This is a genomic window from Streptomyces sp. NPDC001709 (assembly GCF_053596375.1).
In genome coordinates, this window is record NZ_JBSFGB010000012.1 from 209,230 (window position 1) to 231,764 (window position 22,535).

Here is a 22,535-nt window from a genome sequence, read left to right on the forward strand (position 1 = left end):
CCCCCTTCCAAGCAGCACCCCGGCATTTCGCTGCCGACCTCCAGGAGAACTCTTGAGCAGCGCGCCCGGCCTCTTCAACCTCACCCCGGTCAAGAACGCCATCGACCTTGCCGAGACCTATGACCAGGACGGCGCCCCGCTGTCCGCCCGCAGGAACCTGCTGCACGCCCGTACCCTGCTGGACCGCCTCGTGCGCAGCACTGGCGCGGTCCCCGAGGACTTCTTCGTACCCGGCTCGACGTACGCCCTCGGTGACGGGTTCACCGCACCCGAGGACGTCCGCTACTTCCTCGTCGAGCACGTCATGCGTCACCCCGACCGCGGGATCTGGCGTGCCGTGGGCTGGGAGCGCACCGGCCTTCCCGAGGCGCCCTGGCACGGCGGCTTCCACGATGAGGGCGAGTTCAAGGATTGGACGGCCCTCCTGCCCGATGATGCCTGCACTTGCGTGACGCACTGCGACCAGGACCCGGCAACCGCCTGCTCCTTGTCCGGCATCCGGCACGTGCACCCCGCTCTCCCGGGCCGCCCCGGTGCCTACGGGCCGTGCCCCGAGCACCCGGACGCCCCCGGAGACCACTGACGCCCGCCAGGCCCGGCCGGGGAGCGGGCACGACTGCCCGCCCCCGGCCTGCCCCCTCGGCACATGCCCCCGCACCAAACACCTAGCTCCCCGGGCGGACCGAAGCATCCAGCGCCCGCACTTCCCCACACCTTCGAACACCCTGGAGAACACCCGATGAGTGACCACGCCCTGCCCGACGGCTGGACGATCCAAACCCGTTCCGCCCTCGGCCTGATCGCCCTCACCCTTTACGACGACGCCGACGAGTTCTGCCAGACCGACTACCACGAGCAGACCGCCCCACCCGTCCACCCCGACGCCCGCGCGATCCTGCGCGCCCTGGAAAGCCTCCCCGCCCTGCACATCTACCGCGCCCTGGACAAGGTCCCCCCGTCCCTGCGGGACGCCGCGCAAGCGCTCCTCAACAGCTACTTCGAACGCCTCGCCCACACCCAGGCCGACGCCGCCGCGCTTCGACAGGCAATCCCTGACTTCGATGCCCTCACTGCCCGGCTGCGCCGCTCAGTCCCCGACTGCCACACCGACGCCTACCGCGCCGACGAGACCGGCCGCTTCAGCCTGATGCTCGCCGCTACCGGAGCCGCCGCCGGCCGACTCCTCACCCTCCTTGCAGCCTGGCCACCCTACGCCCGGGCCGGGGACGATGAGCTGCCCCACGGCGTCACAGCCGACCTCGATACGACGACCACCCTCACCGTCACCCTGGACGCCCGCCACACCCGCATCTTCCTCGACTGGTACCGCAACGACTCTGGCCTTCCCGTCGACGTCGACGGCACCGACCGCCGCGTCGGCGAGGCAGAGCTCGCTGCCCGCATGGCCGCCCGCCTGCGGGAGATCGGCGTCGAGGCGGACACCGCCAACACCGGCTCCACCTGCTGGGTGGCCGTGGTGCCCATTTCTGAGCGACTCCATCTCGAAGTGTTCTGCCCGGAGGATGAAGGGTGGAGCTGGACCCTGCACTGCGATGGCGAACAGATCGATGTGGGCTACTGGTCCACGACGAGCACGGCCGAGGCTGCGAACCGCATCGCAGACCTGAAGGAATCCCTGGGCGCCACCGTCGCCTGACAGCGTTGCCCACCCGGCCAACAGCGCACCCGCACACGCCGACCCGACGAGCGATCCCCCGCCCCGGACCCCGGGGCCGGGGACGACCCCCGCCTGCTTCCCAAGACGCCCCACGCCAACCGCGCGGCCCCAAGCGCCCGCCAGTGCGACCACACTCAGGAGCCACCCCTATGACGTCCGCTCACGCCCGTGCCCTGCCCGACGGCTGGACGATCCACCTCAGTGCCGCTCTGAACTTGACCGTTCTGACCCTGCGCGCCAGTGACGGCAGGGACTGCGAGATCGGCTACCACTCCGGCACCGACTTGGGCAGCCCCGAACTCACCGTCCGCGCTCTGGACGAGATCACAGATCACGCCCTGCGCGCCGCAGCCCTGGAACTGCTCGACAACTACGCCGCACGACGGGCAACGGTCCACGCCAACGCCGACGCCTTCTCGGACGCTGTACCTGACTGGTCCCAGCTCACCGGCCGGCTGCACCGTGCCGTCCCCGGCTGCCGGATCGAAACCGACCTTGACCACCAGGCCCTCGCTCTCACCATGACCCTGGCCGCTGACGGCCCCTCCGCAGGCCGACTCCTCACCCTCATTGCCTCATGGCCCGACAGCGCCACCGACGGCATCGACCGCGAGCTCACCGAGACCGGCACCCTCACCGTCCGCTTCACCCAGGCCCGCGCCCAGGAATTCCTCAGCTGGTACCGCACCGAACCTGGCTTCGACGTCGACTTCGACACCGATTCCGTCTACCTGCGCGACGGCGAGGACGAGATCGCCATGTGGACCGAGGCCGAATGGACAGAGGACCCCCGCCTGGTCCTCGGCATCGTCAATGCCGTCCACATCGGCAACACCCAGGGCCCGAGCGCACTACGCGACGCACTCGCCTCCCATCCCAAGCCCGCGTGACCCCTCTGCCCTGACGCGCCCCCGACAGCCTCGCGCAGCCCGTCATCCGCCCACAGGCCGCTCTCAAAGCCGTACGGCTCCGCAAGCTGCCCCTGCTCACCACGCCCCGGCCCCTCCACACCGGGCCACTGCCAAGGAGACAGAACCCCTATGAGCAAACCCGTCACCGCCAACATGCCGACCACCTCTATCCCTGACCGTACAGTTGCCCTCCAGGCCTGGCAGAACGCCTTCCAGAAGCGGAACGCAGACACCATGTTCCGAAGCGCCCTGGACCCCCTCGCCCGTCAGGTACGCGCCCTGCTGGCGCAGGCCCCGACCGGCGGAGAGCCGCTGACAATCAGCTCGGTGGACCAAATGCCGGAGCCCGCACGGGACTTCTACGCAAAGCTGATCGATGTTGCCGAGGCGCTGGCCGACCTGATGGAAGACCACCTGCCAGACAGCCTCCAGAGCCGTCATGCGGCCCTGGCGCTGATCGGGGACGCACTCGGCGCCTTCCGCAACGCCACCGCGCTAGCAATGATCGCGACCTGCGGCTGCCAGACGTGCGAGAAGGCCCTCAAAGAGCGCAACCCCGGCACACAGACGGAAGGCACACACCCCATAAACCGCCTCATCTACCCTCGTACGGCCACCGTCATCGCGGACAGCACCCGCATGGCGTTTGCCGCCTACGCCGCCGTCCCGAATCGCGCAGCCGCGCATAGCCTGCACAAGAGCATCCACGACATGTGGGGATTCACTTACTTCGCCCTCCGCAACGTCGACGGGCCGCAGTGGGACGAACTCGGCCGGGACATCCTCGCCACATGCAAGGCGATCGGCGCGGCCGGGAACATGCCGGACGTGGAGCCTCCCACCGTCATCGAAGCCGCAACCCGCCTCATCGAGCGCTTCGAGGAGACAGCGGGCATCACCCGCCCAGAGACGGCGTCCGCGCTGCTCCGTGACCACGGATGACGACGTAGCGAATCACGGCATCCAATTGAATGGTGGGCGCTGCGTACATAGTTTGCGTGTTGCTGGAGAACCCGAATCCATTGGCCGAGCACCGCGCCACCGCATGCCAGGACCACCGCGCCGCCGCATCTGCACCTTCTGACCGTTCATCCGGTCGCCGCTCTGCCGCCCGCGCCGGCGCCAGGGCGGCGGCCTCCCCACATCTCACAGGAAAGCCCCCTTCATGACCGCCACTCCGAACCCCGCCACCATCGCACGTACCTACGCCAAGAGCGCCCACGCCGCGTTCAGTGCCGCCTGCGAACGACTGGCCGACCTCGCAAGTAACCGGCCCCTCGACCTCGACACCCAGCACCACGACGCGTTCATCGCCACCCGGGCCCTGTTCACCATCTACAACCGGGCCCTCCTCCTCGATGACAACGGAAACAGCGCATACGGCGACGACCGGGTTATCGACCGCCTGATGGACGCCCGAAACAGCAACGCACGGTGGCTCAAACAGTCCAAGTCCCTCCAGTCCGGTCTGAACCAGGTCGAGGCCCACCACACCCAGGAAGCCGCCCGCCGCTTCCTCAGCGACACCGCCTTCCTCAATACAGGCCCGGTCGAGGGGGAGGCCGGGCAGCAGCCCGCCACTGTCATCGTGGTCACCGGTGACGCCCTCCACGAGGCGCTCCTCGAACTGAACGCATCCGGCACCGTCCAGTGGCAGGACCTCAACGGCGGCGAGGTCCGGCTGCAACTGCCCCAGCGCAGCGACGAGGACGACGAATAGCCGCACCGCGCGCCCTCGTCCGAGCCCCTGCGGGCCGCGCCCTTGGCCAACCGGCACCAGGCGCGGCCCGCGCCGTCTTTAGCCAACCGGCCCGCAGGCCAAAACGCCCCATCGGAGGATTTTGTATGCCGCCCGACGCACCCTTACCGGCACCCGGCCACCGCACGTCTGAACTCGACCCGGTGCGCCCCAACCTGGTGGAGATCCCCGCCTCCCCGTGGAACGGCCGACACGTCACAGCCCCCTACCGGCAAAAGGGCACCGTACGCAAGGTGTACGCGGCGCCCGACAACGTCGAAGTCGCCCTGATGACCGACACTTCCTGGCCCCGCCCCACGGTTCGCATCCAGGTGACGGAACTCCTCGCTCTGCCGGGCCAGCGCTCCGCCCGCCGCGCCGAATATTTCGACAACGAACGTCAGATCCGCAGGCTCTACCGCACTGGCCGGGTTGGTGCATCGAACCGGACTACCACCGCCTACTGGCGGCGTATCCAACGCTTCGGCCACTACCTGACCGCCCTCAAGTTCGTCGAACTCAGCCTGCTGGAACAGGTCCGGGCAGGCGACGAACTCGTCTACGCCGGCGGAATCCGCGTGGTCGTCCTCGATCCGGACCTGCGCCGCAACCTGTTGGGCTGGCGCGACCGGATGCGCGTCGAACTCACCCAAGCGACCCGCGACGACCCCGACATGTTGCGCGCCTGGCACCACGACCCGGATCACCCCCACGACGCGATCCTCCTCCACGGCGGCGACGGACTGCTCCTGCCCACCCTCGGCCTGCTCTGACACCCCATCCCGGCCCGTAGGCAGCCTTGACGCCCATACAGGCTCTGAGGATCACATATTGAATGCAGATCGCCATTTGCATAGTTTGCAGCCGTCTGGATGGATCAAGGAAAGGGAATCCCATGGCCGAGGTTTTGATGACCGATCTCGCGCAGGCTGCGGTCGCACTGACCGTCTCTCACCTTGACAAGAAGTACGAACTGGTCTATGTCGACCGCGGTGACCGTCTGACCGACGACCAGATCCGCAAGCTGCTCGCCGGTGATGAGGAGGTCCTGGACGAGGACTGGGTGAGCGAGAACAGGTGGCACGGCGTTAACGCCGTCCTGGACAGCCTGCTGGACAAGGAAGCCCGTGGCTTCCTGGACGAACACGGCGCGCTGGAGCAGGTGCGCGAAGCGATCGAAGAGCGCGACGAGTCCGACCCGATCCGCGACCTGATGCGTGGGACCGGCTCGAAGCTGTTCCGCTACCGGCTCGACGCCCATGCCGAGTCCGGCACGTGGAAGTTCTCCGACGAGCAGCTAAGCAGCGCCGCGCGCGCCCTGGCGGCCGCGGCAGGCGTCGACTTCTGGGACAACTGCGTGGCCTTGCGGGAGCTGGTGGCGAATGCCAGCTGCGGCGGCAGTCTGCACGTCCTGTGGCGCGGCGATATCAAGCCCGTATACGACGCCGTGTGCACGGTGCGCTTCAAGGATCATGCGCCCGAGGTCACGGTCCAGTGGACCGACCCCGAACTACTCCTGCTCGACCAGTGGAGCGGGACCGGTTACACGGTGCGAGTGCGCGGCACCGTAAGCCTTGGCTTCGACCCGGACCGCCTCTGCATCGACACCGCCCGCGGACCGGGCGGCTACTCCTGGACCGATGTGGTTGGGCGCGGATACCAGCCAGAAGGCGACGAGCCCGAGTTCATCAGTCCGAATGCGTAAGGAGCACCTTGCGGCAAGGCAGCGAGGCCCAACTGGGCAGCCTACAAGCCGTCTGGGGTAAGGCTCCCTGCTCCGGTGTCTAGGCGCTCGACCCGACCGAGCCCATGGCGTAGACGCACCCACCGGCTGCCTGGGGGAGGGGAGGGGATCCCGCTCCTCCCCCAGGCCAACCCGACCACACCGAGCACCTCAACTGGAGCCACGCTGCTGTCCCTGCCTCTCTGCCCCTGAACCCACCCCGCGAAGAACACACCCGCACGCAACGAGGCGCTCGACAGCTATGCCGATGCCTTCCGTGCATTGGGTGCAGAGGGCAGGAAGGTGATGCACGCCCAGGCGGCATCGACGAGCACCCCGGCGGTGTCCTCTGGCGATCACACCAGGGAGTACCCCTCCCTGCCCCCATCTCGCGGGGTAGCCCGCCTTGTCTGCCCCGTGCGCCTGCCCCCGCCGACCACCATCAGGAGAGGTTCCGTGAGTGAGTACACCGCCCCTGCCCCGGCCTGTACCGGCTGTGAAAGTGTCCGCCAGCGAGTAACTGACGAGGACAAGGCCCGTCGTCGAGCGGCGGGGTGGGCCGGGCAGTGGTGGGCCGAGAAGCACACTGAGGAGCCGACCGACGAGGCGCTGCGGGCCGCGTTCGTATCCTGTGTGAAGCCGCCCCGGCCTGGGCTGTATCCCCTGATCCGTGAGGCCATCGCAGCCTCGAGGCCCCCCGTCGCTGCTGCGCCGCTCTTCGCCGCCCTGGCGGCGCACCAAGCCGCCCAAGAAGCCGTGCTCGACCTGTCTCCGCGTGCCCTGCACACCCTGGCATGCCACCTGGAGGTGCTGCCCCTGGCCGCCCCCACCCGCCTCCATCCCGAGCTGCGCGCAGCCGGCGACGACGCAGAGGAGGCTTGGGAGTTGCTGCGCGTCGCCGACAACGACGCCAGCCGCAAGGCATCCCACGACACGGCGCGCGCCACGGTGAGCCGGGCGCGCGCAGTGATCCTGACTGTCGCCCCGCACGCTGCGCGCATGGACGGTGCCCACATGCCCGTCACCGCCGACGGCATCCGCGCGGCGGCCCGCGCTTACCACGCCGCCGCCGGCGCGCCCGAGGAACTGACCGCCCTTGAGACTGGCTCGCCGCACATCCGCGTGCTCTGCCGCAGTGACACTGGCGGCAGGAGCATCACGGCCACACTCACCGCGGGTATCAGAACACACCTTGGCCACATCCCCGCGCACCCACCCATCGTGGAGACGTTCTTCTGTCCGGAAGGCCGCACAGATGGCGCCACCAACGCGCGCATGGTCCTGCACCCCCTACTGCGAGTGGACGTCCCGGTCGACTACGTCCTCGACCGCTGAATCTGAATCCGACTCGCGCCGCCTGCCGATTCGGGCGGGCGGCCCCTAACGGCCCCCTTGCGGCCGATTCTCCGATGCTGGCGCTATGAGCGACGCGCCCGTCGTTCCTCACCGCGGCTACGCCTTCCCGGACCGTGGACTCGGCTTCTGTTGCCGACTGGGGGGTGCGGCGCCGGCGCATGGCTGGCGGGTGGGGAGAGCGAGGCAGCAAGAAGGGGAGGGGGTGGCCGGGCGGGTCACCTGCCGCCTTCCCGCCGTACGCCCGGCCCTCTGACCTGCGTGATGCGCTCTCACGGAATCTCGTGCATTTATTGAATGAAGTTAATCAACATCATAGTTTGCAGGTGCAGCGAGGGAATGCGGGAAGCACCGCAGTGAACCCGCCGCATCACATCGGGACAACACCGGGAGGCATCAATGTCTGTTTCTCTTCTGGGCCGAAAGACGATCGTCAGGCCGGGGGACACCGTCCTCATGCGGATCGCGCACTCCGAGGTCGCACGGGACATGCGCGTCGCCGGGAAGCTGATGCCTGTCCGGATCACGACCAGCAGCCGGGCGCCTATGGCGCAGATCCTGGGCGACTACGCCCACCCCTTCGGTGGCGCGGTCCACCTCGGCGAGGCTGGGCTCTTCTCCGGCACCGAGGAGATCCACAGCGACGCGATCGTCGCCACGCACCTCGCGTGGGCCCCGACCGCCGTCCCTGGCAAGTTCTACGTCTTCACCGACGGCCACCGGATCGCCGATCCGTTCGCGCGGTTCGAGGACGCCCGCGACGAGGCCCGCAAGGTCGTCCGCGGGGAGGTCCGCTGGGCCGACCGCAGCCACATGCCCTCGTTCTGGGTCCGCTTCGCTCCGGTCTCCCTGGACGCGAAGGTCAGCTATAGCTACGAGGTTCAGGGCCGCAACGGTGAGAGCCGCGCCACCCTCACGTCCGAGAAGTACACGGACTTCACCTCCGACGAGCAAGCCATCGACGCTGCCAAGCAGCTCGCCGCCGCATGGGGATACGGCTACGCCGCCCGAGACGCGCACGTCCTGGACGACACCGGCGCCGAGCCTTACCTCTTCGGCGGCCGACGGATGCTCTGGAAGGGTTGACCCGCCCCAGGGGCTGGGGCCCGCAGCCCCGGCCCCCCGGCCCCTTGTTCTGCCGCTGGCTGTCTCTGCGCGGCCTGGCCGCATCCGTTGGCGTGGCGTACTCCCGCCGTCCCCGCCCCACAGCCCTTCCCGAGGAGTGCGGCATTCGGTCGCACCCCGTCTTGCATGCGAGAGGAATTCTGTTGTGAGTGTTGCTCTGCCCGTCGTGACCGCCGCTGTGTCCCTGCCGTTGTGGAACGTCGTGATCGGCCGGGAGGACCTCGGCCCGCTGCCAGAGGGGGTCGCCCCAGGGGATGTGCGGGTGGCGCGTGCGGACATGGTCCGTGGTGGTGATCTCGTCATTGGCTACTTTGACGAGCTACCCGGTCGTCGCTGGATGCCGACCGCCCGCGTGGGGGAGGTCTGCTTTCGCGCGCTGCCCGCACGGCACCACCGGTACCGCGACCTGTTCACCCTGGACGGCATGCTGTTCCAGTGGATGGGCCACGACCTGGCGCTGGTCGTCCCTGCGGGGCTGGCCCCGGCGACGTACGCCGCCGGTGACCGCGTTGAGCGGATCGCCGAACGGCGCCCGCACCACGAGACGCTTTCCCGCCGGTTCGAGCAGCACGGCACCGTGACCGGCGCCGTCGACGGCGCGGTGACGGTCCGCTTCGACGGCGACGTGTTCCCCGTCACTCTGCCCACGAGCATGGTCCGGCACGTCGACGCGGACACTGCGCAATCCAATCGGGACATGTACGGCTTCGCACACGGCGACACGGTGGCGATGCCTCACCGGCCCGCCGTACGGGGAACCGTCGTCGATCTATGGCGCGACGTGGACGAGGTCAAGACCGCCTACGTGGTGTGGCAGAGCGAGCCGCCCGAGGACGTGCCGGTGCGCGACCTGCGCCCGTCCGCCTGACAGCCGCCCGCCGGGGAGCGCCCACCGCTCCCCGGCCGCGTGACCAGACAGGGCGCGACCATGTCATCGGACGCATCCCAGGCGCCTCTGAGGGATGTCGACGCCGAGATAGCCCACGAACGCCCTCGCCGACGGGAAGACCGTCCACCAGCACCCGCGCGTGCCCTGGGACCGCCTGACCCGATGCCAGTGCATGAGCGGCTGACGCCCCGGCCGGCCGCCCCCGACGCTCCACCACCACGTGCACCCAAGGCACCCGCCGGTTCCTTACGTCGGTAGCCACCCTTCCGGCGGAGCGGGCTCCTACATTCCGCTCCCAGCAGCCCGCTCCACCAGCCCGCCCTCGACGTCCTGTATTGAATCTGGATTCTTGAAAGCATAGTTTGCCTGTGTTGGGCCATGAGTGCTTCCGCCGCTCCGCCCGACGCTCATATCAGTGACGGTTCCCGCCTTTTTCGGCACGATTTGGGGAGGATGTATGAGGTCCTGGAACGGGCGGCTTCCGGAGCAAGCGGGGGATGTGCGCTGGTGCACGGACGTGCGTCCGAGTGTTCTGCCCTTCTACGGGCACCGGGAACAATCCGACGGCACGCCGGGACCCGGCTGTCTGAGTCAGTGGTGGCCAGCCGCGTTCACGCACGACGGGGTGCGCTACGCGACCGCCGAGCACTGGATGATGGCGGCCAAAGCCCGGCTGTTCGGAGACACAGACGCTGAACGCGCAGTGCTCGCCGACGCCTCCCCCGTGGCGGCCAAACGGGCCGGACGAGGAGTCCGGGGGTTCAACGAGCAGGTATGGATCCGTGAACGCTACGGCATCGTCCTGACGGGCACCCACCTGAAGTTCACCCAGCACCCCGACCTGCGGGACTTCCTGCTCAGCACGGGCGACGCCCTGCTCGTGGAGGCCAGCCGCTACGACCGCATCTGGGGGATCGGCCGAGCGGCAGAGGACCCGTGCTGCACCGATCCGGCGCGCTGGCGGGGCCTGAACCTGCTGGGCTTCGCCCTGACACAGACCCGTGAACGGCTGAGAGCCGAAGCCGCCCGCGCGGCATGACACCGCCAGCCGGCTTCGTCCGCGTGTTGGGGCCCGCAGCGGTCTCTCATCCGCCCGGCGCTCGCCCCCACGGCCGGCTGTGCTGGCGTCCCGCGCCCCGCCGCTTACCGACGTACAACCACGCCCTACTACCCATGACGGAGCCTTCAGTGACTCTCTCAAAGACAGAAGCCCTGGACTACGATCACTCGGCGTTTCCGCCGGAGCTGCGCATCGCTGGCTCCGTGGCAGGTCGCGAAGCGCAGTTCACGCTGAGGCCCGCACTGGCCGAGGTCGAGAACCACGCTTTGGTGCCTCGTGTCGCCGTGCGGGTAAGTACCCGCTACCGGATCCCCCTCGTCTTCAACGTCTTGTTCCGCCAATGCGACGGTGACGAATGGAAGTTGGTTAGCTCCAGGTGCGATCAGGACAACTGGCTTGAGTCGGTCAGAAAGACTCGCCCGCAGGCAGAGCTGGCAGCGGCGAAGATCGTGGAAGACCACCGCAGTGACCTAGCACCGTTGCTGCTCTTTTCGCGCGAGCGTTCCGCCGCCCATGCCTTGGCAGAGGTTTACAGGGCGCGGTCGGCCGCAACCCAGGCACATCAGCGCCTGGCTGAGGCAGAGGCGGAATTCGCTCTGTACGGGATCGGTGAAAGCCGCGCGGGTGAGGTGCACGACCAGATCCACGCGCCGCTGTTCCCGGGACGTCGCACGGTCGACGTGCAGCCTCATACGGGACGCCCGGTGATCCGGCCAACCTCCTATGGCCGCGTACTCGTCCTTTGTCCCTTGGGGCATCTGGTGCAATCGGTGAAGACTGAGGATTGGGGCGGGTCAGCACTTGCCGCTCGCTATGCCGAGCCCGACTGTTCGGTGACCTGCCACGGCCGCGTGAGCGAGGTCGTGCAGAGTTGACGGGCGTTCGGACTCTCTGCTCCGGTCCGTTACTGGACGGCAGCCCTGAGGTGCCGCCGGGACGGAGGCTCAATTTGTACTCGGCCCCTGGCTCCGGTTTGAGGAAGACGGGCAGGAGATTCGGTTGTGGCCTATGTCTGCGAGCTGGTGTGGCCGGGGTCGCGGGGGGCCAATCGTCCGGGCCCCACAGCGCACTTATCCAAGTTCAGAACAGGAGTGCTTCGATGACTGGGCAGTTCGCCACTTGCTTCGAGGAGATAGCGAGCTCTTTCCGGATGCCGTGCATCGCGTGCGAGATCGCCGGCGGTGATGGGCAGGCCGGTGGTGTCGTCACCGCTACCAGCGGTCTCGGGCTGGGTTCGTGTACCGACCACGCCGAGGTGACCGCGCGAGCTCTGCGTACGCTGCGCAATTACGAGTTGGCGGGGCTACGCGACTCGCTCGTGTCGGCCGGGCTCGCGACCAGGCCACAGCACGACCGTGGCCCCGGCGAAGGCGTCGTCTACGGCAGCCTCCCCGGCTCAGGGGGCGGCGACCACTCCCACTCGGTGGCCGACGTGATGTTTGGCCGCATGCACCGCTGATCTCCCACCACGCCCGGCGTTTCCCGCCGCGCATTGAATGGACATAGTCAGCAACATAGTTTGCAGGTGACTCACTATCTGCCACTCCCAAGGAGCGCGGCATTCCTGCCGCGCCCCATCCCGCAGCACCGCCCAGCTCAGCCGTACCGAAAAGGACACTCTCATGCCCCGTCTCCAGCCCGACCCCGAGCGCGCCGCCGCCCTGGCCGTCGAGTTGTTCGACACCGACGACCGCGGCCACACCGGCACCCAGGCCCTCCACTTCATCAACAACGGCGGCCGGTCCAAGCTCACGCTCTTCCTCGGCTTCGACACCAAGGGACGCGTCACCACCCCGCTCGCGCCGACCATGCACCGCCGCATCCACGACGACCTGATCACCGTCGCCCACGACTACGCCCGCGCGAAGTTCGGACGCCGCGCCGACTGGCCCGTCCGCTTCACCATCGAGCGGCCCGTCATCCCCGCCGCGCCCGGCCGCCCCCAGCCCATGCACTGTCCCGACCCCGACTGCAAGAAGATCGGCACCCTGGCCCTCACCGGAAAGGGCGCGTACGTCTGCCGGGCCTGTGAGTACGAGATCCTCGACCCGGCCGCCGCCTACCCCGACGTGGACCTGTCCGGCGGCGAGACGTTCACGGCGCTGGAGTTCAGGGGCAACGTTCTCCACCTGGTCGTTCCCAAACAGCGCGAGACCGGCGCGTGAGTCACCTGCACCGCAGGCGGCGCTCCAGGGACGGGGTGGCCAAATTCCCCCGCCGCTCCGCCCCGGCGCTCGGTCATGGCGGCCGGGGCTGGCCCCGGGTCGTCGGCGCCCCACGGCCTGTGCAGCGAACAGCCGGGCGTACACGAGATGAGAGGACACCGCTTGTACACCGCCGACCACTCCGCGTTCGACCTGTCCGACGGCCAGCGCCTGGACGTGCACGACGGCTGCCTGTACCTCGTGCGCCCCTACGACGGCGCCCCGTTCTGACCTCAACTCCGCCCCCCGCCCGAGCGGCCGACGGCTGGGCAGCTCGTTCGAGCCGGGCCGGGGAGCCAGGGCTGCCCCATCCGGGGGCGGCCCCAATCACTAAAGGAGATCAGTGCACATGAGCACTCACCAGGCGCAGTGGACGGCTTTGCAATCGGGCACGGACGGCCCTAAGGGACAGCCAGTCACGGCCGGGGTGCGGGCTCTGGTGGACGTGGACGGCGAGCGCATCCGTCCGGGTGACCGTGTGAGCTTCCCCGCGGACACCATGAGCCACGACCCGGGATCGGCGCCCGCGTTCATCTACGCCGGGTTCTGCCCGGACGACCCGCGCATGATCCTGATCACCAACGTGAGCACCAACCGGTGCTCAACGGTCGCGCCCGTCGTCATCGGCGCCCACTTCACGGACGCGGGCGATTGCCCATGGAACATGACGTCCCACCGTACGGCGGAGGATCTCATGAAGCGGTGGAGGCAGACGCGGGATTCCGCCGAGGCCGCGTGGGAAGAAATCCTCGCCGACAACATCCGCCGCCACCCGGCCTACCTGCACCCGGTCTATCCCGCGGTCCCGGCTATCGCACAGTTTTGGGCCGTGGACGGCAAGCGCGGGCCGGTTTGGGACAACGCGGACGTCCGTCTCATAGCCGAGGACGGCACCGAGCTTTGCACCTTCGACCTCGGCGACGACCCCGAGACAACTGCGGCCCTTGAGGCCCTGACCGAACTCTTCCCGCCGAAGTGGGCGGAGGACGAGCGGGCCACGCTGCTCTAAGACAGCACTCGCCGCCCGGCCCGCGATGGCCCGCGCGGTCGAGATTCTCGCTGCCATCACCTGCCGCTGACAGGCGGCGGCCCCGCGGCATCGCCGCGGCTGCCGTCAGGCTCTGGCGTCCAGCTCGCGGACCTGTGCCTGTGTATCACCGAAGGTGCCCGCGCCGCCATCTACGGCACCGGAGCCTGCGGTTCTGGTGCGCGGTTCCTCGTTGCGCCCCTCCCGCATATGTCTGTACTTCCCGTCATGGAAAGGAACCTGCCCTAATGAAGCTGCATCACCCCGCCGGCCAGACCAGCGCCCGGGCCGTACCCGGCGCCGACGCTATCGATATCGTCTCTTGGATGGAGGCTGTCCGTGCCCAGCGTGCTGCCGCGCAAGGCGTGGCCCGTCTCATCGCGGACACTCTGCGCGTCCAGTTCCCCCAGGCTGCCTACCTTGTCCTGTGGATCGACCATGAACGCGACACGGCCACGGACCTCTTCCCCGACAGCATCCGTGACGCCGGGGGCCGGATACTGACGGACTTCACGGAGGCCGATCCCCTCCCGCCGCTGCCTGGCGCGCACCCGCTGCGCGCTCTATGGGGTAGTCACGAGCCGGCCGACGTCTTCCAGGTCCGTCACCTCCTGCGGACCCTGCGCCTGGGCGGGGGAGACTTCGACAACTTCCCCGAAGACCTGCGCAACGACCAGGACGACGAGGGCGACATTCCGTGCCTGCTGCTGTCCGGTGAGGCCCGACCCGAGCGGTGGGAAGCCGAAGACGAGGACCACAGCGAACGCCTTCTGCGCCCCTACACTGCGCCGCGCCCCTTTGCTGGCGTCGTGCAACCGGGTGCGTGACGGCCCGTGCAGCCGCCAACGTCACCCGGCCTCGGTCACGGCGGCGCCCCGCGTGCCGCGTGACCCTGCATGACGTGCGCAGCGCAGGCTGAGCCTCCCCACCCCCGGTCCTCCTGGTCAGTCAACGCTCACGGGTGCGGTATCCCGCCGCACCCGTGTCGTCCCGCTCCCCCCTGCGCGACCTGCGCGCTGCGCCTTTCCCGATGCTGTCCGCGCCTGCCATTGAATGGGATTAATAGAAAACATAGTTTGCAGGCAATGGCGGGTGCGAACTGCGCTGCCGCCCCAAACCGGCTTCCGTGTCCGACCGGGTATCGGAAACCTGACGAATGGAGATCACTCTATGTCCGAGACCATCAGCACCTACGTCGCCGACGGCATCGCGGCAGGGATGAGCACCTACCAGCACCCGAAGCCGGTCCTGGACGCGGAGGCACTGGCCGAAGCGATCCGGGTGCAGCTGCGGACCTGGGTGACTGCCGAGCTCGGGATCACCGTCCCCGCTCCGGAGGCGATCGCCGCCGCGCCAGCCGACAGCGTTTCCCGGCTCATCGCCGATGTGGCCGAGCGTGTCCGCGTCTGGGGCGTGGAGGCGGAAGGAGACGCCGAGGCGTGGGGTATCGCGCACCTGTTCAACGCGCACGCCGACGGCCTGTACGCGGCCCACGGGCGCGGTGACACCCACCTGTTGGGAGCCCTGTACTCGCTCATCGTCGCCCGCGCCTACCTGCGTGATGGCTACGAGGGCCGCTTCGAGCTGGACCCGTTCAACGACGACCAGCGCAAGATCAGCGAAGCGGCGCTGATCGAGACTGTCCGGGTGCAGCTTGCCACGTGGGCGCCCGCCACGTTCGGGACGGTCGTGCAGATCCCCGCCCGGTGGGAGATGCGCACCGCCGCCGACCTGTCCGACCTCATCGCGGACGTGATCCAGACAGCGGAGGCGAAGTACGGCGACATGGACGACGACGACAGCATCCGGGGCATGGCGCATCTAGCCAACGCCCGAGCCCACGGCCTCAAAGCCGGATACGGCCACGGTGACGCCTACGTGTTCGCCGCCCTCGGTTCCCTGGTGCTGGCCGCCGCGAACCTCGCCTGACAGATGCCTGGGCCGCCCGCGCCCGCCGGAGTTGCCGGCCGGGCGCGGGCCGCCTGGAGAGTCCCGCGCTGAACCTCACCACCGAAACCACCGAGGAGAAACAGTGACGCAGCCGCCGTTGCCCTGGAAGCAGCTCCGCCCGTTCCCGCAGGCCGACCCTGGATTTCGTCTCAACCCCGACGGTACCGCCCGATTCCAGTACGAGGGTCACCTGGTTGACGTCCTCGTGCGCTACACCACCGAGGAAGACCGCGACCTCTACACCGCCACGGCCGAGGGCGACGAGGTGATTGTGTTCGCCTCGGTCGAGGTCGGCGACGTAACGGTCGGACGTAGCTGGATGCTGGCCGGGTGGCACAACCCCTACAGCCTGCATGACGGCCTGCTGTATGTGTTGCGGGAGGCCACCGACCAGGCCGAGCGCAAGGTCGACGCGATGGCCGCGGAGGTAGCCAAGATCCGCACCAAGCGGCAGGACGTGACCCAGTGAGCACCCATGCCCGCTGCTTTCACGTGACGCAGTCCGGGCGGCTGCGATGTGGCCTGCCAGAGGTCTAAGGGGCGCGACGCCACCAAGCCTAAAAGGGAACGTCGCCACCGCACCCGCGATGACGGTGGCTGGGTCTGGTTCGGCGATGGGATCGCGACGCGCGAGGAGGTGACCCAGGGAGCGCCCACCCAGACCGCCCGAAGCGGTCGCGGCCAAGCGCCAGCGCGGCCATCGTCACATCCTGATCCGCAAGCTCGCTTTTCACGCCCGGCAGTGGTCGCCCTTCGCTCGCCGTCGGGCGTCGTACCTACGGGATGCGCGCCTCGCCTGTGGTGGGTGGTAGCAGCAGAAAGGGGGGAGCGGGCGGGAGGGTCAGTGTCGACTTCCCTCTGGCGCGAGGCATCACCGCAGCCGCTTACCGGCGCACACGGTCGGCGGGGAGGGGGTGAGGGGCGGGCGTGCTGCGGCATTCCATGCATTGAATGAGATAGCCGGAAAGCATAGTTTGCAGGTGCCGAGGTGGGGTGGCGAAATCCCCCCGCCGCTCCGCCCCGGCCCACACGATTCCCGCCTGTTACCGAGAAGGGCCCACACCATGACCGTAGGACATTCCGGACCGGACGAGGCGATCACGGCCATGCAGAAGACGCTGACCGCGCACCGTCTGACCGTGCACCCTCATGGCAGGGGGCTGCGTGTCGACCTGATCAATGGCACTGCGGTCTATCTGGCGGTAGTGGAGTCGGCCAACGGCCCGCGCTGGTCGGCCCGTTCGGGCTGGACCGTCATCTATGACACCACCGAGCAGGACGTCCCCGCCGACATCGACTCCGCGACCGACGCGGCGTGGGCGGCCGAAGCCGTGGTCCGCTACGCCGCCGAGGTCGAGCGCGGCACTGACCTCACCAGCTGGTTCGGCGGGAGCCTCGGGCTGGTGCTGGAGCGGGCGTTCCAGGCGCACGGCATCACCGCCGTACACGACGGCAACTCAGTCACGAACGTCACGATCGAGCTGCCGGACGGATCCGGCGTCCAGGTCTGGGACGGCGCTCACGAGAACGCCGCCCGCCCGGCCGCCGATTACCTCCGCTTCGACGCCGTCCACCGCGAGTGGCTCGACTTCGACTCCCACGAGACCGACGCCCCCGAGACGAATATCCCCCTCACCTACACCGGCTCCCTGTGGGGTGACCTGGCGGCCCTGATCCACGCAGTGAAGGCCCTGTACGACGCCTCGAAGTAGCCCCCGGCGCTGCGCCCGGCTCTCGGCCGGTCCGCCTGGCCGCCCCGCTCCCGGCGGGGGCCGGTGGGTCGGCCGCCGGGGCGGGAGCGTCCCGCTCCCGCCGCTTCAGTGAAAGGAACCGTGATGATGGACCCCCAGACCGCCGCGCTTCCGCAGTGGACCGTCACCGGCCCGCGGACTACCACCAACGACGAACTGCCCGAGAACATGAGCCGGTTCCGGCGCGTACCGCAGAGCGCCGGGCGGCCCCGCGCACCCTCCGCTGCCCACCCGGCCCCTCCACCTTCACCCACGCTCCTTGCCCCCGGAGGACACAGCCATGATCGCGCCTGACCTCATCCCCGCGACGCCGCCCGTCACCGCAGCCGGCGCCAAGGCCACACCTCTCCAGCACGAACGAGAGCAGCAGCACCGCGACGCCTCCGAGCCGCGCAGGGACGAGGGCTCCGCCGCCCTGTTGCGCGCTCCCTAGCTGCGACCCTTGCTGCCGCCAGGGAACGCGGGAACGACCTCAAGCCCCCCAAGCTCGCGCGCGTCGCCGTGGAATCCCTGGCCGCCATCCACGCCGACCTCATCGCCCCGGACTACGACCCGCGGGAGGGCACGTACCTGGTGCTCCTTCTTGCCTTGGAAGACACATGTCAGCGGTACGGCGTGATCACCCCGGCTGAGCGCACCACGTGCGCCACGCACCGCGCCCACGCCGCCGACTGCTGCGCCCTGCCCCGGCTCGACGCCGACCAGTAGGAGCCAGTTGCGCCTCCCCGCAGGCCGCCCCCGGCGAAGGCGCGGCACCCGTGCCGCGCCCCACTCCTCCCACAGCACCCCACCCCGCCCAGCACACGGAAGGCACCCCCTTGTCGACTGACCGCGCCCTGCCCCCCGGCTGGACCATCAGCATCCGCCCCGACGGTCCCCTCACCGTCCTCACCCTCCGAACCAACGACGGCAGCCCACAGACCACGGACTACCCCGGCCTCACCACCGGCCCAGCCCACACGGTTCACTCCCTGGACGAGATCCCCGACGAAGCCCTGCGCTCCACCGCTCAACGCCTCATCAACAAGCACTTCCACCAGATCGAACAGATCAGCGCCACGGCCACCGTCCCGCAGCAGGCGCTCCCCGACACCGACACCGACACCGACGACCCAGCCCCGGCTTCCTTCCCCCTCCTCGTCGGCGCGCAGGTCGAGGCGTACGCCCTCGTGGTACGCCGACAGACCTGCGACCACCTTGCCGCGATGCTTCGCGACGGCGGCCAGGCCCTAGCCGCGAACCTGGTGGAAGACGACCGTGACTTCACCGAGATATCCCGCTCCCTGGCTGTCATCCCCGATGCACCGAAGACGGAACACGGCGCCTACTGCCGTCCCTTCGACTGCCGTTGTGGCTGTGACCGGGCCCAGTCCTGTCTGGACTGTCACCGGTGCGTGTGCTGGCGTGTTAAGTGCTGCGCTCAGGTCGCCGTCGACGGGGCGCGCGCCCGGGCCCGGAAGGCGGCGTTGCGGCGGCTTCTGGACGGTGTGGGTCTGGCGATGCTGACCGAGCTGCGGGAGACCGTCGCCGAAGCCGAGGAGGACGCGTTGCGCGACACGATCGCCAGCCGGGTCCGTCTGCTCGCGCCGGCCGACGGCCGCCCCTACTCTCGTGTGGTCTTCGCGGCCCGGGACTCCAAGCTGGGCATGGGCCACGCCGATTACTGCGTTCACGACGTGGAGCTGTACGACGACGAAATCGGGCAGGACGACGGGCCCGAGGACGAGCAGGACGGCCCGGCCGAGACCGTCGATCTGGACGACGATGTTCTGTCCGCCGTGCTCGGCACGCTCGCCGGGCTGCTGCACCCCGACGAGGGCGCGGACCTCGCCGTCGACCTCACCGACTGAACTGCCGTTCACCGAGCGGCGGAGCGCGCCTGACTGCGTCCCGCCCCGGCCCGTACCAGTTGCCTGGACGGAAGCCTCGTACCGCTCAGTGGCGCGCACGTCGCATCTATTGAACTACTGCGCATGACAACATAGTTTGCAGGTGTCGGGACGGGGTGGTGAATCCCCCCGCCGCTCCGCCCCGGCACCACTTGATCCTCACGAGGAAGGCCCCGCATGCCTGACACGATTCCGGTCCTGCCGGTGTTCACTCTCGCCCGCCGTGCGAACGGTTCCTTGTCGTCCGCCGAGGCTGACACCGGCGCGGCCGTCGTTGCTCACGCCCGGCAGTGCGAAGCCTCCGGGGGAGGCTGCGGCCCCGGCAAGTCGGTCCTCACCGACGACGGGTACCAGGGCACCTTCGCCTACTGCCCGGCCGCCACCGCCCTGGACCGCGCAGCCAGCCAGCATCTGGCCGAGGACAGCCGCCGCGAACAGCGCACCCGCAGCGAAGGAACCTGGCCACAGGGACTGCTGTCCGAGACGGACCAGGGTCTGCTGGCCCGGCAGGTCCTCGACTGGATCGAGAACCACCCCGGTATCCACGACCAGCAGGGCATGGGCAGCCTCAACGCCCACTCCGGCAGCCGCATTGCCCACCTCTCCAAGGATCAGGACCCTGTCACGGCCGGCGTCACGATGACCGCTGCAGCGATCATCTGCCACCTCGGCCGGTACACGCTCCACATCGTGCCAGGCCAAGCCCACGCGATCGGCCCCTACCGCATGACCGCCCCCGTCCGGGAGACCGCGCAGCGGCTCCTCGCACTTGACGACGCCCAGACCCGCCGACTGTGCGACCCCGACGACGAGCAGGCACTCAACCTGCTGCGGGAACTGGCCGCCGCCACCGGCTGACCTCACCCAACCCCGGCCGCCGTGGGCCGATGAACACGCCGTGTCGCGCCCGGCCCGACGGCCGGGCGCGCCACAGGAACGATGCGCGCCCTGTCCCCTTTGTTTTCACTACGCTCTAGGAGAACCGATCCATGTCCGCGATAACCACCGCCCCTGCCCAGGTCGGCAACGGCAAGGCCGTGCACTACGTCCGCAAGGACACGTTCCACTCCCACACCATCGGCTGCAAGCGTCAGGTGTCCCGGGAGCTGACCGCCAAGGAGGCAGCCGACGGCAAGGCGTGCGGCCCGTGCAAGCGCGCCGTGGAGGCCCTGGCCGCCGAGCCGTCGGCCGAGACCGCGGCCCCCGCCGGTAACGTCGCCGAGCAGGCCCTAGCTACTCCGGCGGAAGACGCCCAGGCCGCCAAGGTCGCCGACATCGAGCGGCGCGTTCGCCCCCTGGCCGCCGACACCGTCACGGCCGCGACCATGTTCGACCAGGAGCTGACCTACTACGCGGACGGCACCCGGGTAGTCATGCGCGCCAAGGGCAACGAGCGCACCGGCACCACGTTCGGCATGGCGGACGGTACCGCCCCCTACGCCTACCAGGCCGTGCGTTGGGACGACGGCGGCGCCGACTTGGTCGCCCCCCACGTCCTCCACCGCGCCGACCGGGACGCCGAGGCGCGCCGCCAGGAGCTGGTGACCGAGGTCGCCGCCCGCACCTTGGTCCTGGCCGCCCATGTCACCGCTCATAGCTTCCAGCCGGTTGACCAGCCGGACGGCGAGCGCATCGCCTGGACGTTCCGCACCGGCCACGGAGCCCATGCCCGCTACCACTGGGTATCCGCCCGCAACGTCCTGAGCATGGGCCCCGGCAGCGAGTACCGGTGGCAGGCCGAGCAGTCCGCCCGCCTCGGCCGCCGCACCGGCCGGGACGAGGCGCCCATGGCCGAACACATCGCCCTGGTGACCGCCGAGCCCACCGAGATCCTGGAGCGCATGCTGGCCTCCCTTGACCAGGACACCGTCCAGCTCAAGGAAGACGGCACGTGCCGCTGGGCCGTCGTCCGCGGCGGCACCTACCTGGGCGATGTCCGCGACCAGGGCGCCCGCTACACGCGGCGCGGCCGGTACGCCGCCAACTCCCCCTACGGCAAGCCGCGCAAGGCCAACGTGGGCTACTTCCACGACCTGGACGCCGCCCGGGACGCCGTGGCCGAGGCGTGGCCCGTCCAGGTCACCGAGATCGCCGGCGAACTGGGAGTGCCGGTCACCAAGGTGCTGGAGGTCGCCGGGCAGGTCGAGCTGGAATGGCAGCCCGAGGGCCGCCCCGCCGCCCTGCGGTCCCTGGGGTACACCGGCGCCGCCGGCCTGCTGACCCAGGCCGCCGCCGCCGAGGTGCGCCAGCGCCTGGAGCTGCCGTTCCACGGCCCCGCCGACTACGACGGCCCGCGCGGCCTGTGCGGCTACGACGACCACACCGCGCCCCTACTGCCCTCCGGCAAGCTCGCCGAACATGACCGTCAGCAGGGCGTCATGTGGGGCTGCCCGGGGAGCTGCCACCCCAGCCGCAGCAGCCGCGAGGAACTGACCATGCGCGACACCACGGCCGTCTTCAACAACCCACCGCGCCCCCGGGGCCTGGCCTGCCACGCCAAGGACGGCGACCGGGTGATGGTCGACGGCCAGGCGATGGAGGTCAAGAACCTCCAGGTGGACAAGACCACCAACGCCCACGTGTGGCTGGTCCTGGACGGCGTCAGCGCGGGACCGCTCCGTTTCACCCTGGAGGACCGGCTGCAATACCGCCGACGTGTGCGCCGCGTCGACGTGCCGTGCCGAGGATGCAGCGTGTACGTCGTCATGGAAGTGGACGAGGCTGTCGACGGCGCGCCCAACACCCGCCTGTGCGGCCTGTGCGACCGCCCGCAGCCGGGGGAGATGACCGAGGACCAGGCCCGTGCCCGCGTGTCTGGCACGTACCCGCACGCTGAGGCGTTCCAGGCCGAGCGTACCGAGCACGGCCGCTTGACCGGCTACACGTTCCGGGCCGGTCGCCTGCACTCCGCCCGGTACGGCTGGATCACCGCGGTCGGGACGTACGGCCAGGGCCTGGAGGACTACCGGTCGCAGGCAGCCGCCATGCTGCCCATGGCCATCCGCGACGAGCAGGCCGCCCGCGCCTGACCGCGCCCCCCGGCCGGGACCGTTGGCCCTGGCGACGAGGTTCTGTCCGCTGCCCTCGCCGCGCTGCTGCTCCCCGGCGAGGGCGCTGACCTTGCCGTCGACCTCACCGACTGAACCTCACATCGCCGAACGGCGGGGCACAGTCGCAGGCCCGCTCCGCCCCGCCTCGCCCGCGTGCCCACCTCGCCGCGCTGCCCGCCGCAGCACC

General features: G+C 69.5%; 24 protein-coding genes. All 24 read left to right on the forward strand.

Features of this window, described 5'->3' with window-relative positions:
• The first annotated feature begins 52 nt into the window (after positions 1-52).
• The 24 genes from ACWC0C_RS19805 (at position 53) to ACWC0C_RS19920 (ending at position 22,327) form a co-directional block, all read left to right on the forward strand.
• Positions 53-583, forward strand: coding sequence for a hypothetical protein (locus ACWC0C_RS19805; RefSeq protein WP_450865071.1), 531 nt, complete (start codon positions 53-55; stop codon positions 581-583).
• Between the two features lie 156 nt (positions 584-739).
• Positions 740-1,657 carry a hypothetical protein gene (locus ACWC0C_RS19810; protein ID WP_450865072.1) on the forward strand — a complete coding sequence of 306 codons (918 nt, stop codon included), beginning with the start codon at positions 740-742 and terminating at the stop codon, positions 1,655-1,657.
• 170 nt (positions 1,658-1,827) lie between these two features.
• Positions 1,828-2,568: a hypothetical protein gene (locus ACWC0C_RS19815; RefSeq protein ID WP_450865073.1), complete on the forward strand. Its 741-nt coding sequence runs from the start codon at positions 1,828-1,830 to the stop codon at positions 2,566-2,568.
• Positions 2,569-2,718: 150 nt separating this feature from the next.
• The gene (locus ACWC0C_RS19820; RefSeq protein ID WP_450865074.1) at positions 2,719-3,531 is read left to right on the forward strand and encodes a hypothetical protein; all 813 of its coding nucleotides are present in this window, start codon (positions 2,719-2,721) and stop codon (positions 3,529-3,531) included.
• Positions 3,532-3,754: 223 nt separating this feature from the next.
• The gene (locus tag ACWC0C_RS19825; protein WP_450865075.1) at positions 3,755-4,309 is read left to right on the forward strand and encodes a hypothetical protein; all 555 of its coding nucleotides are present in this window, start codon (positions 3,755-3,757) and stop codon (positions 4,307-4,309) included.
• 125 nt (positions 4,310-4,434) lie between these two features.
• Positions 4,435-5,100: a hypothetical protein gene (locus ACWC0C_RS19830; RefSeq protein ID WP_450865076.1), complete on the forward strand. Its 666-nt coding sequence runs from the start codon at positions 4,435-4,437 to the stop codon at positions 5,098-5,100.
• Between the two features lie 122 nt (positions 5,101-5,222).
• Positions 5,223-6,032, forward strand: a complete 810-nt coding sequence (locus tag ACWC0C_RS19835) for a hypothetical protein (RefSeq protein WP_450865077.1) — start codon at positions 5,223-5,225, stop codon at positions 6,030-6,032.
• Between the two features lie 774 nt (positions 6,033-6,806).
• On the forward strand, positions 6,807-7,385 hold the full coding sequence (locus tag ACWC0C_RS19840) for a hypothetical protein (RefSeq protein ID WP_450865078.1): 579 nt from the start codon (positions 6,807-6,809) through the stop codon (positions 7,383-7,385).
• Between the two features lie 417 nt (positions 7,386-7,802).
• Entirely contained in the window at positions 7,803-8,489 is a 687-nt protein-coding gene (locus ACWC0C_RS19845) for a hypothetical protein (protein WP_450865079.1), read from the forward strand.
• Positions 8,490-8,694: 205 nt separating this feature from the next.
• Entirely contained in the window at positions 8,695-9,396 is a 702-nt protein-coding gene (locus tag ACWC0C_RS19850; RefSeq protein ID WP_450865080.1) for a hypothetical protein, read from the forward strand.
• Between the two features lie 538 nt (positions 9,397-9,934).
• Positions 9,935-10,456, forward strand: coding sequence for an NADAR family protein (locus ACWC0C_RS19855; RefSeq protein WP_450865081.1), 522 nt, complete (start codon positions 9,935-9,937; stop codon positions 10,454-10,456).
• A gap of 149 nt (positions 10,457-10,605) precedes the next feature.
• Complete coding sequence (locus tag ACWC0C_RS19860; protein ID WP_450865082.1) at positions 10,606-11,352, forward strand: hypothetical protein; 747 nt, start codon at positions 10,606-10,608, stop codon at positions 11,350-11,352.
• Positions 11,353-11,576: 224 nt separating this feature from the next.
• The gene (locus ACWC0C_RS19865) at positions 11,577-11,936 is read left to right on the forward strand and encodes a hypothetical protein (protein WP_450865083.1); all 360 of its coding nucleotides are present in this window, start codon (positions 11,577-11,579) and stop codon (positions 11,934-11,936) included.
• A 163-nt stretch (positions 11,937-12,099) separates the two neighbouring features.
• Entirely contained in the window at positions 12,100-12,642 is a 543-nt protein-coding gene (locus tag ACWC0C_RS19870) for a hypothetical protein (protein WP_450865084.1), read from the forward strand.
• A gap of 388 nt (positions 12,643-13,030) precedes the next feature.
• Positions 13,031-13,690 carry a hypothetical protein gene (locus ACWC0C_RS19875; protein WP_450865085.1) on the forward strand — a complete coding sequence of 220 codons (660 nt, stop codon included), beginning with the start codon at positions 13,031-13,033 and terminating at the stop codon, positions 13,688-13,690.
• A 266-nt stretch (positions 13,691-13,956) separates the two neighbouring features.
• Complete coding sequence (locus tag ACWC0C_RS19880) at positions 13,957-14,535, forward strand: hypothetical protein (RefSeq protein WP_450865086.1); 579 nt, start codon at positions 13,957-13,959, stop codon at positions 14,533-14,535.
• A 343-nt stretch (positions 14,536-14,878) separates the two neighbouring features.
• Positions 14,879-15,637, forward strand: coding sequence for a hypothetical protein (locus ACWC0C_RS19885; protein ID WP_450865087.1), 759 nt, complete (start codon positions 14,879-14,881; stop codon positions 15,635-15,637).
• 103 nt (positions 15,638-15,740) lie between these two features.
• Positions 15,741-16,127 carry a hypothetical protein gene (locus tag ACWC0C_RS19890; RefSeq protein ID WP_450865088.1) on the forward strand — a complete coding sequence of 129 codons (387 nt, stop codon included), beginning with the start codon at positions 15,741-15,743 and terminating at the stop codon, positions 16,125-16,127.
• A 595-nt stretch (positions 16,128-16,722) separates the two neighbouring features.
• Positions 16,723-17,370 (forward strand): hypothetical protein, encoded by a 648-nt coding sequence (locus tag ACWC0C_RS19895; protein WP_450865089.1) that lies wholly within the window; start codon positions 16,723-16,725, stop codon positions 17,368-17,370.
• A gap of 319 nt (positions 17,371-17,689) precedes the next feature.
• Positions 17,690-17,842, forward strand: coding sequence for a hypothetical protein (locus tag ACWC0C_RS19900; protein ID WP_450865090.1), 153 nt, complete (start codon positions 17,690-17,692; stop codon positions 17,840-17,842).
• Positions 17,843-17,910: 68 nt separating this feature from the next.
• Complete coding sequence (locus ACWC0C_RS19905) at positions 17,911-18,117, forward strand: hypothetical protein (protein WP_450865091.1); 207 nt, start codon at positions 17,911-17,913, stop codon at positions 18,115-18,117.
• Between the two features lie 110 nt (positions 18,118-18,227).
• A complete protein-coding gene (locus ACWC0C_RS19910) occupies positions 18,228-19,259 on the forward strand; it encodes a hypothetical protein (protein WP_450865092.1) in 1,032 nt (343 codons plus the stop codon).
• A 216-nt stretch (positions 19,260-19,475) separates the two neighbouring features.
• Entirely contained in the window at positions 19,476-20,156 is a 681-nt protein-coding gene (locus tag ACWC0C_RS19915; protein WP_450865093.1) for a hypothetical protein, read from the forward strand.
• A 131-nt stretch (positions 20,157-20,287) separates the two neighbouring features.
• Positions 20,288-22,327 (forward strand): hypothetical protein, encoded by a 2,040-nt coding sequence (locus tag ACWC0C_RS19920; protein ID WP_450865094.1) that lies wholly within the window; start codon positions 20,288-20,290, stop codon positions 22,325-22,327.
• The last annotated feature ends 208 nt before the right edge of the window (positions 22,328-22,535 follow it).